Genomic DNA, 15,381 nt, shown 5'->3' on the forward strand with positions numbered 1-15,381 from the left:
GCCGTTCTTTTTCGGTCGGTGACGCGCGGGCGGAGGTGTCGACGTGGCAGTGAGCTGCCTCAGATCGTGTGTCTGCCCCGGATCGACGTGCCACCTTTATTCTCGTTCAACCGACCGAACCGACTGTTGAGGCGGCTCGCGAGTTTGTGAGCAGCGCCGACGTAGGCTTCCTCGATCGTCGTGGCGTGGTTGGTGACGGCGACCGGTGGCTGACCGGCTGGGCGCGCCTCCAACAAGCAACGCTTGTAGTCCGGCCCCCCTTTACCTGCGTTCTCGTCACTGAGGTGTACCTCGACGCGGGTGATCTGTTCGCTGAAGCGTTCGAGGACGGAGGCAATCTCTGCTTCTGTCCGGTGGACCAGTTCATCATTTTCGTCCACGTTGCCATCGGTATTGATCTGAATGTGCACAAGCCCCTCGCTTCCGACGGGTGGCGAAACTGCGCAATAGGTCGGGAGCCGTAGACGACCCATGATCGCCCCGTCACCGTTGCAACGTCGAGCATCCGGCGGCCGCCTACGACCATTGCCGTACACCCCTAGTCTGCCGTACGTCCCTGGTCACTGTGTAGACGGCGGCCCGGCGGGCCCGAGAGCGCGGACCGCCCACCTTCTGCAGTACTGACTGCCGGGCCGCCGCACCCACAGAGGTCGCTCGACCAGCTGGCCGCGCTGCACCTGTTCGCGCGGCACGACCGGCTGGTCGCGCAGCGTCGGCGGGAATTCCGGATCCAGCGGGACGACTTGGGACGGCCGTCGCCGAGCAGCTGCCTGGGTGGAGCCGCCACCTTCCAGACGTATGTCGGCGATCTGTACGGTTCCGCGAAATCCACGGATCTTCACCGGCGCTCTGGCATAGTCGAGTCCGTCGACCTGATCGCCAAATTGTGGGGGATGCAATGGTCTTGATGATTCGCAGATCTTTACGCACTGCAGCACTCACCTCGTTATTCACGTTGACTGCCGCATTCGTGAGCGGCGGCACCTCCGTGGCACAGCCAGACTTGCCCCCACCGCCCACACCCGATGCGGTATTTCCGATCCCTGGCCCGGACCCCTTCTACGAACCGCCACCGAATTTGGGCGACTACGCGCCAGGCGACGTCCTCGAGGTTCGCCGGCTACCGGTATCGCCCTACTTCCCCGCGAGCACGGTGTGGGAAGTGTCGTTCCGCAGCACGGACTCGCTGGGAAGGCCGATCGCGGCGAACACCACGTATGTGCTCCCCCCGAATCACGTGCCGGACGGCCCAGTGCTGTCCTATCAGCACATCATCAATTCGCTCGGCAGCAAGTGCAAGATCGCCAACGCGCTGTACACCGATGATCCGACATACAAGCTTCGCGAAGCGGTAGGCCTGAACCTTGCGCTCGCGCGTGGGTGGGCCGTGGCGGTGCCCGACCATCTGGGCCCGCGAATGGCGTACGGCGCCGCCAAGCTCGGTGGCCAGATCACGCTCGACGGTATCCGTGCCGTGCAGCGGGTCCCCGAGTTGCAGGCGACGAACAGCAAGATCGGCTTGGCCGGATACTCCGGCGGTGGTATGGCGACTGCGTGGGCGGCCGCGCTGGCGCCGACGTACGCGCCCGAACTCGACATCGTCGGCGTTGCAGAGGGTGGAACCCCGATGAACCTGGTGAAGATGGCGGACGGCCTTGGCACCGAGCCGCATCCTGTATTCGGCTTGGCGATGGCTGCTGTGCTGGGGCTGGAGCGCGAGTACCCGGGCCGCATCGACGTCACGAGCCAACTGAACGAAGAGGGACTCCGGATGAAGCAGGCGATCAGCGACGGCTGCGCGTACGAGATCATGGCACTCGGAGTCGGTCGTAGTGCAGCCCAGATGACCGACAACACGAACTTCATGGAAGATGTGGAAATGAGGAGGGTGATGGAGGAGAACAGCCTGGAACTGTATCCGGGAGTCCCCACCGCCCCCATCTTCGATTGGCACAGTCCCACCGATGCGCTGGTCCCCGTCGACTCGATCAACGCGACGTTGCGCCGCTACTGCGACGCCGGACTTCCGGTGCAGACGCTGCTCACCCCAGCGCCGGATCACCTGACACCGGCGGCGCTCGGTCTGCCGCACGCCATGGCCTGGCTGGATGCCCGGTTCCGTGGTGAACCCGCGCCAAGCACCTGCTGAGCGACTCGATTTTCAGTCGGCGCAATCGAATCGGTGTCGCGCCGCGTCGATATCTACGCGGCCGTCCCTGATCGGGACACCCTCGAGTTCGAGCCTGGCGATCTGGCGATGCGCAAGATGCGGAGCCGGGCGGCCCGATGCGCTCAGTACGCGGTGCCAAGGGAGGTCGGCGGAGTCCGTCCGCATGATCCAGCCGACGGTTCGGGGACTCGACAGCCCCGCAGTCGCCGCGATGTCACCGTACGTGGACACCCGGCCGGTCGGGATCGACGCGACGAGTGCGCGCACGCGTTCAACCTGTTCCTCGGTTGTCGCGGCCATCAGAGAAGTTTGCGAATGAGTTCGGCCACCTCGTCCGGTCTGGCTTGCGCAACCATGTGATCGCATTCGATATCGACGGCAGTGAGGTTGGCGCCGAGATGCTCGGTGAGGGCATAACGGAACGCGGGCGTGAGATACGGTGGCTGCACTTTCGATGCCTGAACCAAGACGGTCGGTAGATGCGCTGGTGGGAGCACGGCATCGCGCGCGAGTTCGCCCCATGCGGTTACGACAGCGGGGGTGGACAGCCTCCAGTTGACCCGACCGTTCTCGAGTGACACGAGGTGCTCGGCGATCTCTGTCTCGAGTACGTGGCGAGCCACCTCCCCCCATGCCCCGTTGATCTTCTCCGAACGGGCCTCCTCGGCGTCTGTGTAGTCGGGGGAGGCGATCGTGAGATCCGCCGCGCTACGCATCAGCACCGGATCGAGTCCGATCGCCGGATCGAGCAGGACGAGACCGCTGATCCGGTCCGGTACGGCACGTGCCAGGTGCAGCGCCAGTGCCCCACCGAACGAATGTCCGACCACCAGAACTGTTCCGCGCGCATGAGTGTCGAGCGTGTCGATCAAGCTCGAGACGTGGGCCTCCAGGTTCCACGGCGGCTCCCAGGTGGAGTAGCCGTGACCGCGCAGATCGGGTGCGATCCACCGCGCGTCGGGCAGCTGATCGGTGGCCATCGCTTCCCATCGTCTGCCGTGACCGGTGACGCCGTGCAGGGCGAGGATCTCCGGGCCGTCCTCGGCGCCGAACAGATACGTATGCAGTGCTGACACTTGACCCATGATGCCGGATGTCGGGGGCTTCTGGTGAAATGCCATCCATGACGGAATCGGCGGCGCGCACCTCGGCGGCGCACAGCCGAACGCAGACTCCCCGTGCCCGGCTCGTGCATCGCCGGGTTCCCGACTCGGCGAGAAGAATCTGGGATGACTCCACCCAGCGGATTTTCTCGGCGCCACCGCTGGGTCTCGGCTGGAATCCCTGGCAGGTTCTCGGCGGCCCGGGAACTGGCAAGACGTCGTTGCTGATCGACCTCGCCGTCGATCGGATCACCGGCGGGGCAGACCCGGAGTCGGTGCTGGTACTCACGCAGTCGCGGAGGGCGGCGGGACGAGTCCGCGAGCAAATGACGTCCGCGCTCATCGGGCACGACGAGCAGCATGGACCACGGGCGACACGAGAACCACTCGTGCGTACCGTCCACTCCTATGCCTTCGCGGTCCTGCGACTACAGGCAGCGGCTCACGGTAACCCGCCTCCACGTCTGATCACGGGCGCCGAGCAGGATGCTGTGTTGCGCGAGATGTTGCTCGGCGACATCACAGACGGTGGCCAGATGTGGCCGGAACGACTGCGTCCGGCTCTGGCGCTGAGTGGTTTCGCCAATGAATTGCGAGATCTGATGCTGCGTTCCAGTGAGCGGGGACTCGGTCCGGAGGATCTGATCAAGCTCGGCCGTCGGCACCAGAGGCCGGAGTGGGTCGCGGCGGGGAATTTCGCGGCCCGGTACGAGCACGGCATGCTGCTGCGGGGGGCGGTCGGTGTGGAGGCGCCTGAGGCCACCGCACCGGCTCTCGACGCCGCCGAACTGGTCGGCGCCGCTCTGACCGCGTTCGCCACCGATCCCGACTTGCTGCACAAGGAACGTGCCCGTGTCCGGCACCTGCTGGTCGACGATGCTCAACACTTGGATCCGCAGGCTGCCGAACTGGTCCGACTGATCGGAACCGGTACCCGCACCACAGTCGTGGCCGGTGATCCGGACGAGTCGATCTTCGGATTTCGTGGCGCCGACCCGTCCTTTCTCATCGGTTTGGCAGACAAGGCGGATCCACATCATGTGACGTTGCCGGAGAACTTCCGCAGTACGACGGAGGTGGCGGCGACCCAGGCACGGATCACCTCTCGGCTCCCGGGTCATCTACCGCATCGAACGTGGGTTGCCTCGCGCGCAGGCGGAAGAACGTCAGTTCGGGTGTTGAGCACCGTCGCGCAAGAAGCCGCGTTGATTGCCGACACCCTGCGCCGCGCTCACCTTCTCGACGGGGTGCCGTGGTCGCAGATGGCAGTGATCGTTCGTTCGGTGCCGCGCGCACTTGCTCCTCTGCGACGCGCACTTCTCGGTGCGGGCGTTCCCGTCACCACAGGAGCGTCCGAACTTCCGTTGGCCCGGCAGCATGGAGTGTCGGGGCTGATGCTCGTGCTCCGTGCTCTGTCGGGGCAGGAATTCACCGGCGACGATGCTCTCGCGTTGCTCTCCGGGCCGATCGGTGGCGCAGAACCGGTGGCACTCAGGCGGCTTCGCCGTGGTCTTCGGCGGGCAGAACTGGCTGTCGGTGGAGACCGCGATTCTGCCGAGCTACTTCGACTCGCGGTGGTCGGCGAGACAGACAGCACCAACCACGTCATAGCCAAGCTGACCGAAGTCGAGGCGGCGCCTTTGAAGCGTGTGCTGTCCGTTCTGCGAAAGGCAAAGGTGCCGTTGGACCGCGGACGCGGTATCGAGGAGGTGCTGTGGGCGGCCTGGCAGGCCACTGGGCTCGAACGTCGCTGGTCTGCGGCCTCGGCCGGCGGTGGCCCCATCGCCGCGCAAGCGGACCGCGACCTCGATGCGGTAGTGGCCCTGTTCGACGCAGCGGCAGGCTACGTCGATCGACTCCCGCGTGCTCAACTCTCGGGGTTCGTCGACTATCTCACCGGACAGGCGATTCCGAGCAGTGCGCGCAATGACTCCGTCGCCACGACCGAGTCAGTGTCGGTGCTGAGCGCCCACTCGGCCGCCGGTCGTGAGTGGGAAGTCGTCGCTGTGGCAGGTGTGCAAGAAGGACTTTGGCCGAGCCTGCGCGCACGTGCAAGCCTGCTCGGCACCGAGGCCTTGATCGACCTCGCCAACGGGGTGTCGGATGGCAGTGAGGCCGCCGCCGACCGGATGTCACGCACCGCGCCACTTCTGGCCGAGGAGCGCAGGCTGTTTCTGGTTGCCTGCAGTCGGGCCAGGAGTTCCCTGCTCGTCACGGCTGTCGAATCGGCAAGTGGAGAAACCGATCTCGTACGTTCCCGTTTCGTCGACGAGTTGGTCACCCGAGCCGAAAGTTCGGACGTGGAGGAGTCGGCAGTACAGGCGGAGAGGTCGGCAGGCAGGGTCCTCGCCTTACCCGCACTGGTCGCGGAATTGCGAAGCGTGATATGCGATCCCGATCTCGCGGAATCCGACCCACAGCGGCAGCGACGTGCAGCTCGTCAACTTGCACGACTCGCTGAGGCCGGAGTTCGTGGTGCACATCCAGACCAGTGGTATGGCATGACAGTCCCTAGCACCAGTGCCGAACTATGGAACGTGGAAGACGGTCCCGTCTCCCTCTCGCCGTCAACTGTCGACTTGCTCAACACCTGCCCACTGCGGTGGCTGCTCGAACGCCACGGCGGCGTCGACGGAGACAACACCCAGGCCGTCGCCGGAACGCTGGTGCACACGCTGGTGCAGGCCCTCGCTGGGCGCATCCCGGCAGACAAAGTGGAGCAGGAACTCGAGAATGCTTGGGGATCAATCAATTTGGGTTCTCAGTGGTACTCGAGGCGTGAACTCGACCGGACTCGGGAAATGCTCGAGACCTTCACGGCGTGGCTCAGGAACACTCGATCCGAACTTACCGAGATCGGTGTCGAGGTAACGGTCGACGGTGTTTTGGAACCTCGAGAAGAGGGAGCCCCGAGCATTCGGCTTCGTGGTCGAATCGATCGGCTCGAACGAGACGTCGAAGGCAGGCCTGTGATCGTCGATGTCAAAACAGCTCGCTCACCCGTCACCAAAGAAGCTGCTCAGCAACATGCCCAGTTGGCGGCCTACCAGGTTGCGGCGGCGGCCGGTGCGATCGAGGGGCAGCCGGCCTCCGAACCGGGCGGTGCGCGATTGGTCTTCGTGGCCAAGCCGAACAGGAAAGACGGCGCCACCCAGCGGGTGCAGACACCTCTGTCAGATGAGGACCTCGAGGGGTGGATGGCCGTCATCGAAGCGGCTGCGGCCGCAACCAAGGGTCCACAGTTTCTTGCTCACGTCAACGATGGCTGTCGGCACTGCCCTGTGCGGGCAAGCTGCCCGGCGCACGACGAGGGGCGGCAGGTGACGTCGGGATGAACGTCCGCATAGATCCGGTGGAGCTGGCGAACGGATTGGGTCTGGAGTATCCGCCGACCGCCGAACAGGCAGCGGTCATCGGCGCCGAACTTGGGCCGACCCTCGTCGTCGCGGGTGCGGGCGCGGGAAAGACGGAGACGATGGCGGCCCGAGTCGTGTGGCTGGTTGCCAACGGTCTGGTCGACCCGGATGCCGTGTTGGGCCTGACCTTCACCCGTAAGGCCGCACAGCAGCTGACCAAGCGGATCAGGAAACACCTTGCCCGGCTGGCGGGTTCGCACTTGCTGCGCAGACTCGACCCCACCGGTGCTCTCAGGTCCAAGATTCTCACCGGCGAGCCGGAGGTCAGCACCTACCACTCGTACGCCGGACGGCTCTTGTCGGAGCATGGGCTTCTACTGCCCATCGAACCGTCGGCCACGCTGCTGTCGGAGACAGAATTATGGCAGCTCGCATACCAGGTGGTCTGCTCGTGGGACGGCGACCTCGACACCGATCGGAATCCGGCGTCGGTGACCGAAGCCGTTCTGGCACTGTCGGGTCAGTTGGCTGAGCACCTTGTCGAACCGGACGATCTGCGAGAGGCCCACACCGAACTCGACAAGCTGATCGAAACCCTCCCTGCCGGACCACGCCAACGCGGCGGCCCTACCAAGGAAATGCGCGACGTCGTCGATGCCCAGCATCGACGGGTGGAGCTGCTGCCTCTGGTCAAGCGGTTGGCCGATGCTCTGCGCAAGGAGGGCGCACTTGACTTCGGGAGTCAGATGTCCCTGGCAGCGCGGGTGGCATCGGATCATCCCGAGGTCGGACTCGCCGAACGTCAACGCTTCCGGGCAGTACTGCTCGACGAGTACCAGGACACTGGGCACTCACAGCGGGTGTTGCTGTCGTCGTTGTTCGGCGGTGGACACGACGGCGACCTCGTCCTTACAGCGGTGGGCGACCCGATGCAATCGATCTACGGTTGGCGCGGGGCGTCGGCCGCCAATCTTCCCCGGTTCGAGACCGACTTCCCACTGACGAACGGTGAGCCGGCACCGACCCTGGAACTGCTCACCAGTTGGCGCAATCCCCCGGAAGCCCTGGCCCTCGCGAATATGGCGTCGGCGCCCCTGCGCACCAGGGGAGTGCCGGTCAGCATGTTGCGAGCGAAACCGGAGGCGGCGCAGGGCGATGTCCGACTGGCGCTGACCGGTGACGTCGTACAGGAACGCGAGTGGGTGGCCGACCGGATCGCCGAGAAGTTCGCGGACGCAGCAGGCAGGGGGGAAGACCCGCCGACTGCGGCGGTTCTGGTCCGCCGCAATGCGGATGCTGCACCGATCGCAGAGGTGCTTCGCTCCCGCGGGTTGCCCGTCGAAGTGGTCGGTCTCGGTGGGCTGCTCCACACTCCCGAGGTAGCCGACGTGATCGCGATGCTGAGGATGGTTGCAGACCCGATGGCGGGCAGTGCTGCCGTGCGCGTGCTGACAGGGGCGCGATGGCAGATCGGGGCTGCTGACCTGAGGGCGCTGTCGAGTCGGGCGAAAGAGTTGGCGATCGGAACCGGCTACGGCACCACCGGTGCCGTGACCGATCCACTCGCTTTAGCGGATGCCATCGGTGAGGCCCTGCCCGGCGAGCAGGCTGATCAGGCCGGGCTTGTGGATGCACTGGCGGATCCCGGTCCAGTCGATCGTTATTCATCGAACGGTTACGCCCGGATCACAGCGGTTGCGGGTGAATTGGCTTCACTGAGGCAACGAATCGGACAGCCGCTCACCGAGTTGGTAGCCGAGGTCGAGCGTGTGCTGGGTGTAGGCATCGAGGCGCAGGCCCGGACGTGGCACTCGGGGTATGGAAGTGCGGGACGCGAGCATCTCGACGCATTCGCCGACGTCGTTTCTGGTTACGCCAGTCGCTCATCCGCCACACTGACCGGGCTGCTTGCGTTCCTTTCGGCTGCCGAAGTGGTCGAGAAGGGCTTGGCGCCAGGGGAAGTCGAAGTGGATCGGCACCGGGTCCAGGTGCTCACGGTGCATTCCGCGAAGGGCCTGGAGTGGAATGTCGTGGCCGTACCGCACCTCACGGACGGAGTGTTCCCGTCGGGGACGGCATCCGGAACCTGGCTCGGTTCGATCGGTGAACTACCGACTTCTCTGCGCGGCGATCGCGAGCGGCCGGAGGAGGCGGCCGACGGAGTGCCGGTCCTCGAATTGGAGGATCTGTACCACCGCAAGGATCTCGACGATGCATTGAAGGCGCACAAGGCCGCACTGGCGCAGCGAAGACTCGACGAGGATCGGCGATTGTTCTACGTCGCACTCACCCGTACCGAGCGGGTGTTGTTCGCTTCGGGCCATCACTGGGCGGAATCGGGAACCGAGCCGAAAGGTCCGTCTGATTTCCTCACGGAGTTGCACGACATGATGACCGATGAGGCACACGAGGGGATAGGGGTCGTCGACATCTGGGCCCCGGCCCCGGGACCTGAGGAACAGAACCCACTCGCTAGCTCGCCCAAGTCGGCGCAGTGGCCGCAGGATCCGCTCGGACAGCGACGCGAAGCGGTCGAGCGCGGTGCGTCGCTGGTGCTCGAGGCGTTGAAGGCCATCGGAGAACCCGTCTCGGAAAGTGAGGTCGAGGATCCGGAGAACTGGGCCGCCGACGTCGATGCCCTGCTCGCGGAGCGAGAGGAGCGAATGAACGCCCGCAACGAGGTGGTACTGCCCAGCCAGTTGTCGGTGAGTCAGTTGGTCGAACTCGAGGCCGACCCCGATGCCTTGGCCGCGCGGTTGCGGCGCCCGTTGCCCTACCCCCCCAATCCGCTCGCGAGGCGGGGCACCGCCTTCCACGCGTGGGTGGAGCGCCGATTCGGGGTGAGCCGACTGCTGGAATTCGATGAGTTGCCCGGCGCTGCGGACACCGGAGCGGCACCCGAATCGGATCTCGAGACGCTGCAGGAGGCATTTCTGCGATCGTCCTGGGCGCACCGGATACCCGAGGACGTCGAGGTTCCGTTCGAGACATCGTTGGCGGGAACGGTGTTGCGTGGACGGATCGATGCGGTGTTCAAAGACCCCGACGGCGGCTGGGCGGTGATCGACTGGAAGACCGGCGCGGAGCCGAACAAGGCGAACGAGAAAGCCGTCGTGATGCAGCTGGCCGCCTACCGGTTGGCCTGGGCTGAACTGAAGGGTGTTCCCGTCGAGCGGGTACGCGCCGCGTTCCATTACGTGCGGACGGGGCGGACGATTGCTCCGGACCACCTGCCCGACGCCGACGCGCTCGCGCGGCTCATCCGCACCGCTGGCGCGGACGATGCCGAACAGACGTCGGATTGAATGAGTATCTGGCTCAGTGGTCGAAGTGCCGCGCTCAGGCGCGGCGGCGAACCTTCAGTGCCTCGGTGATCAGCGGAATCTGCAAGGGAAGGCGCAGAAGTGCAAGGGCTTTCTGCGCGTTCGTGGTCTTGGGGCTCTTCAGCCAGTCCACAGCCATGTTGATGTTGGCGGGAAATACCGCGACGAACAGAAGCGCGGCGAGGCCACCGCCGAGCCTGCGTGTACGCGGCATGAGCAGCGCGGTACCGATGGCGAGCTCGGCCGCACCCGACACATTGGTGTACGTGCGGGCATCGCCCGGCAGTTGTTTCGGCACAAGGTTGTCGTAGAACTCGGGCTTGACGAAATGCGTGGTGCCGGCACCGAGCAATAGTGCGGCGAGACGCAGCGCCGGCTTCTGGTCTTGTCGTGGTGTCTTGCTTTCTCGTTGCATGACGACAGCTTGCATGAATTTTGCAGGTGGCGACAACCTCGGCCATGGGTTCGGACACGGGGATTGGCGACACCCGGGCGCCGACGTGTCACTGGTGGGCGAATCGGAGATAGGCTGCCAGCCGATGACACAGTTCCGTACAACGTGGGGACGAATAAATGGCCGGTAGGCTGCGTGAGAGATTGAGCAGGTCGGATACCTTGACCGACCGGCCGGACTTCGCGCTGGTGGGTGTTCTCCGGATTCCGGAATTACAGACCAGCCCTGCAAGGGCGATCTATCGCCGGGTGGGTTACGCCCTGGTGGCATTGGGGCTGGCTGTCCTGATCGTGTACCTCGACCGGGACGGCTATGAGGACTCGCAGGGCGGCGAATTATCGCTACTCGATTGCATTTACTACGCGACGGTGTCGTTGTCGACAACGGGGTACGGCGACATCACGCCTGTCACGCAGTCTGCGAGACTTCTCAACGTCCTGTTGATCACACCCCTCCGAATCTTCTTCCTCATCGTCCTCGTCGGTACGACCCTCTCCGCACTCACGGAGAGCTCACGTCAGACATTCAAGATCCAGCGTTGGAGGCAACACGTGCGCAATCACACCGTGGTTATCGGTTACGGAACCAAGGGGCGCACCGCGATCGACGCGATGCTCGGGGACGACGTCCCACCGTCGGAGATCGTCGTGGTGGATACGGATCAGTCCGTGCTCGATTCGGCTGCGGGGAAGGGACTGGTCACTGTCCACGGGTCCGCGACAAAGTCGGATGTGCTGCGGTTGGCGGGCGCCCAGAACGCGGCGGCCATCATCGTTGCGACCAACCGAGACGACACAGCCGTGCTCGTGACTCTGACCGCGCGCGAGATCTCACCGAAGGCGAAGATCGTCGCGGCCATCCGAGAGTCGGAGAACACGCATCTGTTGCGGCAGTCCGGTGCCGACTCGGTCGTTGTGTCCTCCGAGACCGCGGGTCGACTTCTCGGCATCGCCACGACCACCCCGAGCGTGGTCGAGATGATGGAGGACCTCCTGACGCCCGAGGCCGGCTTCGCCATCGCCGAACGCGCCGTGGAACGGGACGAAATCGGCGGCTCTCCGCGTCATTTGTCCGACATCGTGCTCGGTGTCGTCCGGGACGGACGACTGGTGCGGGTCGGCTCGGCGGAGGTCGATTCGGTGGAGGAGGACGACCGCCTGCTGTATATCCGTAGGGTTGCTAACTGATCGGAAGTAATGTCGTGTCGTGATCGCATTCCGCTTGAACCAGACCCCGCTCCTGTCGCGTTCGGCTGTCGGCCGAGCCGAGGAACTGCGTTCAGACACGCAGGCGTTGCGTGGAGGATGGGCGGAATCGCTTCTCCTGCAAGTCAATCACCGGGGACAGGTAGCGATACGCGATAACGGTCTGGTTTTCGTGGACGCCACTGAACTCGGGCCCGAACCGCAGCCCGGAGCAGTATTCCTCGGCGTCCGCGACGACCGGCACGTGTGGGCGGTGCGGGTGGCGGCACTTACCGGCGAACTCGCGGATCTCCGGGTGTTGGGGGGAAGGCTCGACGATGCGGATGCCGGCCTTCTCACCAGCGCCCTTGCAATGCTGAATTGGCACGACAGCGCTGGTTTCAGTGCGATCGATGGCGCGGCTTCGGAACCGACGATGTCGGGGTGGTCGCGGATCTCGACGAGTACCGGCCACGAGGAGTTCCCTCGCACGGACCCCGCGATCATCTGCCTCGTCCACGATGGCGGAGACCGAGTCCTCCTGGCACGTCAGCCGACTTGGCCGCCGAGGCGATACTCACTCCTTGCGGGGTTCGTCGAGGCTGGTGAGTCCCTCGAGGCGTGTGTGGTTCGAGAGATCAAGGAGGAAGTGGGGATCGTCGTCCGCGACGTGAGCTACTTGGGCAGCCAGCCGTGGCCGTTCCCGCGGTCGGTAATGATCGGCTTCGCCGCAGTCGGCGATCCCGCCCTCCCGTTCACATTCACGGACGGTGAGATCGCCGAGGCCCGGTGGTTCACCCGAGACGAGGTGCGCGCGGCACTCGAAGTAGGTGACTGGGCGTCCGTTGGCGACGCCCAACTACTGCTCCCGGGGTCGATCTCCATCGCGCGGGGCATCATCGAGTCCTGGGCGGGAACGGCATAGGCGTCTCACACGCCGAGAAGCCTCTTGACCTGCGCGAGCGAAGGGTTCGTTGCGGTGCTTCCATCGGCAAACTTGACGGTGGGCACGACATGGTTTCCGCCGTTGACACTGCCGACGAATTCGGCCGACGCCGGATCATCCTCTATGTCGATCTCCACGTAGCCGATGCCGGACTCGTCCAGTTGGGTCTTCAGACGCCGGCAGTAGCCACACCAAGTGGTGGAGTAGATGGTCAGGGCGGGAGTGTCGGTTGCGGTCACGGCGCTAATAACACCATGGAACCGTAATGTGTTCCCATTGCGTGGCATTCCTCACAGCGGTCGAGTTCGCCGAGGTTTGTCGTGCGCTGCACCCGCTGTCGGTTGTCCCTGCCATGATGGACGCCATGTCGGCCAAATCCCCAGCAGAGGTGACGACTCCCGGTCTCGACCCTGAGCAATCAGCAGCCGTGCTCGCACCGCGCGGACCGGTCTGTGTGTTGGCAGGTGCGGGAACAGGGAAGACTCGGACGATCACCCATCGCATCGCTCATCTGGTGGACAGTGGGCACGTAGCTGCGGGACAGGTGCTGGCAGTAACGTTCACAGCGCGGGCGGCCGGTGAGATGAGAGGCAGGCTGCGCAGTCTGGGGATCGGTGACGGAGGATCTCAGGTTCAGGCGAGGACTTTTCACGCCGCCGCACTGCGGCAACTGAGGTACTTCTGGCCGCAGGTGATCGGCGAGACGCAGTGGCACCTGCTGGACCGCAAGTTTGCAGCCGTGTCCGCGGCCGCCGGGCGGGTCGGTTTGCCCACGAGTCCGGAGTCCGTCCGTGACTTGGCGAGTGAGATCGAATGGGCCAAGGCATCGATGATCGCCGCCGAGGACTATCCGCACGCGGTTGCGCGAATGCGCCGGGAAATACCGGCAGAGGCAGAAAAGGTCGCCGCCGTGTACCAGGGCTACGAAGAACTCAAGAAGAGTAATCCGGACGGGATGCTCCTCGACTTCGACGACCTACTCTTGCACACCGCGGCCGCGCTCGAAGAGAGTTCGGCCGTCGCCGAGGAGTTCCGTGACCGCTACCGATGTTTCGTCGTGGACGAGTACCAGGACGTGACGCCACTTCAGCAGCGTCTTCTCGACGCCTGGCTCGGCGACCGAGACGACCTGACGGTGGTTGGCGACGCCAACCAGACCATCTATTCGTTCACCGGCGCCACTCCGAGGTACCTGCTGGATTTCTCGCGCCGATTCCCTGAGGCGACCGTGGTGCGTCTCGAACGTGACTATCGATCCACGCCCGAGGTCGTATCGATGGCGAATCGGGTAATCGGTGCGGCACGGGGAAGGATCGCGGGCACCCGACTTCAACTGATCGGGCAACGTGATTCGGGGCCGGAACCGAGTTTCGCCGAGTTCGGCGACGAGCCGGCGGAGGCTGCCGGGGTTGCCGGCGAGATCAAACGGCTGATCGCCGCGGGTACCCCTGCGGCGGAGATTGCGGTCCTCTACCGGATCAACGCCCAGTCCGAGGTGCACGAGCAGGCTCTGACTCGACTCGGCATTCCGTACCAAGTTCGCGGAGGTGAGGGATTCTTCACCCGGACCGAGGTGCGGCAGGCGCTGTCGAAGCTGAGCGAGGCTGCGGGTCGGGACGACCTGCCGGATGCGGTGGGGGCCGACGTCGTGACGCTCGTCCGCGCCGTTCTCGTGCCGCTCGGGCTGACCGATGCCGAACCCGCGGGTGCGCAGGCCCGGGAGCGCTGGTCCTCGTTGTCCGCGCTGGTCGCTCTCTCGGAGGAACAGCTCGCTCAGGATCCGGCTCTCACACTCGAGGGGCTGTTGCGCGAGCTGCGCCTGCGGGCAGAGGCGCGTCACCCACCCGTCGTGCAGGGCGTGACGCTCGCCTCACTACACGCAGCGAAGGGGTTGGAGTGGGATGCGGTGTTCCTCGTCGGCCTCACCGACGGCACACTGCCCATCCAGCACGTGCTCGGCGATGCCAACTCGGGGAACGACGATGCCGCCGTCGAGGAAGAACGCCGGCTGCTGTATGTCGGCGTCACCCGAGCGCGTGAATACCTCCAGATGTCCTGGGCGCTTTCGCGCACCGAGGGTGGGCGCAAGTCACGGCGTCGCTCACGGTTCCTGCACGGCCTCATCCCCGACGACTCACCCGCGTCGAAGATTGCGGCGCCCGCCAAGAACAACAAGAAGCGTCCGCGATGCAGGTTGTGCGGAAAGCCGTTGATCGGATCCACCTCGACCGTGCTGGGACGATGTGAGGGGTGTCCATCCGATGTGGACGTCGATCTTCTCGAATCGCTCAGGTCATGGCGACTCGAGAAGTCGCGGGAGCTGAAGATGCCGGCCTACGTGGTTTTCACCGACAACACACTGACGGCTCTCGCTGAGCAGCGACCCCGAGACGATCGAGCGCTCATCGCGATCCCTGGGATCGGCGCGAAGAAGCTCGAACAATACGGCGAAGAGGTTCTCGCTGTCATCAAGGAACGGGAGCGCATCTGAACTGGTCGGCGACTTCCATCGGATTTTTTGGCTGAGGACCGAGAATATGCAGGTCAAAAATAGGTTGTGCAGTTCCGGTGAGTTGCCTACTGTGGTCCCAGCGCGAGGAACACTCGTGCAGTTCGTGTCGGATCGAGAAGAAATGGAGGTGGCAGCGAGATGATCAAGTATCAGAAACATCAGATGACAGTCGTTGCTGCCTCCAAGCTGTGCGGGAAGAACGGGGCCGGAAAGGTCCCGTCGATCGCCTGGTCAGCGGCCAGCCGTCATCGTGTAGCAGCACTCGAGTCCGTGCATTGGAGTCGTCGAGCGATACCTCGATAGACCTCCCTTTCGTCTTTCCAAGGCCACGGA

12 protein-coding genes are annotated in these 15,381 nt (G+C 64.7%); 6 read left to right on the forward strand and 6 right to left on the reverse strand.

The features are described 5' to 3' along the window. Window positions 1-59: 59 nt before the first annotated feature. Both AB0I57_RS05530 and AB0I57_RS05535 read right to left on the reverse strand, forming a co-directional pair. Window positions 60-380 (reverse strand): HPF/RaiA family ribosome-associated protein, encoded by a 321-nt coding sequence (locus AB0I57_RS05530; RefSeq protein WP_358330943.1) that lies wholly within the window; start codon window positions 378-380, stop codon window positions 60-62. A gap of 180 nt (window positions 381-560) precedes the next feature. Continuing rightward, window positions 561-899: a hypothetical protein gene (locus AB0I57_RS05535; RefSeq protein ID WP_358330946.1), complete on the reverse strand. Its 339-nt coding sequence runs from the start codon at window positions 897-899 to the stop codon at window positions 561-563. On the opposite strand from AB0I57_RS05535, the gene AB0I57_RS05540 reads away from it, so the two are divergent. Then, window positions 899-2,149: a lipase family protein gene (locus AB0I57_RS05540; protein WP_358330949.1), complete on the forward strand. Its 1,251-nt coding sequence runs from the start codon at window positions 899-901 to the stop codon at window positions 2,147-2,149. The genes AB0I57_RS05535 and AB0I57_RS05540 overlap by 1 nt on opposite strands. A 12-nt stretch (window positions 2,150-2,161) precedes the next feature. Here the strand turns inward: AB0I57_RS05540 and AB0I57_RS05545 are convergent, their stop codons facing one another. Together AB0I57_RS05545 and AB0I57_RS05550 are read right to left on the reverse strand one after the other, a co-directional pair. Continuing rightward, window positions 2,162-2,470, reverse strand: a complete 309-nt coding sequence (locus AB0I57_RS05545) for an MGMT family protein (RefSeq protein WP_358330952.1) — start codon at window positions 2,468-2,470, stop codon at window positions 2,162-2,164. Beyond that, window positions 2,470-3,255, reverse strand: a complete 786-nt coding sequence (locus AB0I57_RS05550) for an alpha/beta hydrolase (protein WP_358333186.1) — start codon at window positions 3,253-3,255, stop codon at window positions 2,470-2,472. Before AB0I57_RS05550 ends, AB0I57_RS05545 begins: the two co-directional genes overlap by 1 nt. Before the next feature lie 38 nt (window positions 3,256-3,293). On the opposite strand from AB0I57_RS05550, the gene AB0I57_RS05555 reads away from it, so the two are divergent. Next, window positions 3,294-6,608 (forward strand): ATP-dependent DNA helicase, encoded by a 3,315-nt coding sequence (locus AB0I57_RS05555; RefSeq protein ID WP_358330955.1) that lies wholly within the window; start codon window positions 3,294-3,296, stop codon window positions 6,606-6,608. Further along, a complete protein-coding gene (locus tag AB0I57_RS05560; RefSeq protein ID WP_358330958.1) occupies window positions 6,605-9,934 on the forward strand; it encodes a UvrD-helicase domain-containing protein in 3,330 nt (1,109 codons plus the stop codon). Before AB0I57_RS05555 ends, AB0I57_RS05560 begins: the two co-directional genes overlap by 4 nt. A gap of 34 nt (window positions 9,935-9,968) precedes the next feature. Here AB0I57_RS05560 and AB0I57_RS05565 read toward each other — a convergent pair whose 3' ends face one another. Then, on the reverse strand, window positions 9,969-10,367 hold the full coding sequence (locus tag AB0I57_RS05565) for a hypothetical protein (protein WP_358330961.1): 399 nt from the start codon (window positions 10,365-10,367) through the stop codon (window positions 9,969-9,971). A 158-nt stretch (window positions 10,368-10,525) separates the two neighbouring features. Here AB0I57_RS05565 and AB0I57_RS05570 point away from each other — a divergent pair, with 158 nt between their 5' ends. Together AB0I57_RS05570 and nudC are read left to right on the forward strand one after the other, a co-directional pair. Next, window positions 10,526-11,593, forward strand: coding sequence for a potassium channel family protein (locus tag AB0I57_RS05570; protein ID WP_358330964.1), 1,068 nt, complete (start codon window positions 10,526-10,528; stop codon window positions 11,591-11,593). 19 nt (window positions 11,594-11,612) lie between these two features. After that, window positions 11,613-12,515 carry an NAD(+) diphosphatase gene (nudC, locus tag AB0I57_RS05575; protein ID WP_358330967.1) on the forward strand — a complete coding sequence of 301 codons (903 nt, stop codon included), beginning with the start codon at window positions 11,613-11,615 and terminating at the stop codon, window positions 12,513-12,515. A gap of 5 nt (window positions 12,516-12,520) precedes the next feature. Here nudC and AB0I57_RS05580 read toward each other — a convergent pair whose 3' ends face one another. Beyond that, window positions 12,521-12,775, reverse strand: a complete 255-nt coding sequence (locus tag AB0I57_RS05580; protein WP_358330970.1) for a mycoredoxin — start codon at window positions 12,773-12,775, stop codon at window positions 12,521-12,523. 113 nt (window positions 12,776-12,888) lie between these two features. Between AB0I57_RS05580 and AB0I57_RS05585 the strand changes: the two genes are divergently transcribed. Further along, window positions 12,889-15,027: an ATP-dependent DNA helicase UvrD2 gene (locus tag AB0I57_RS05585; protein ID WP_358333189.1), complete on the forward strand. Its 2,139-nt coding sequence runs from the start codon at window positions 12,889-12,891 to the stop codon at window positions 15,025-15,027. Window positions 15,028-15,381 lie beyond the last annotated feature (354 nt).

Origin of the sequence: Rhodococcus sp. NPDC049939 (assembly GCF_040656415.1) — a bacterium.
In the GTDB taxonomy this organism is placed as follows: domain Bacteria; phylum Actinomycetota; class Actinomycetes; order Mycobacteriales; family Mycobacteriaceae; genus Rhodococcus_F.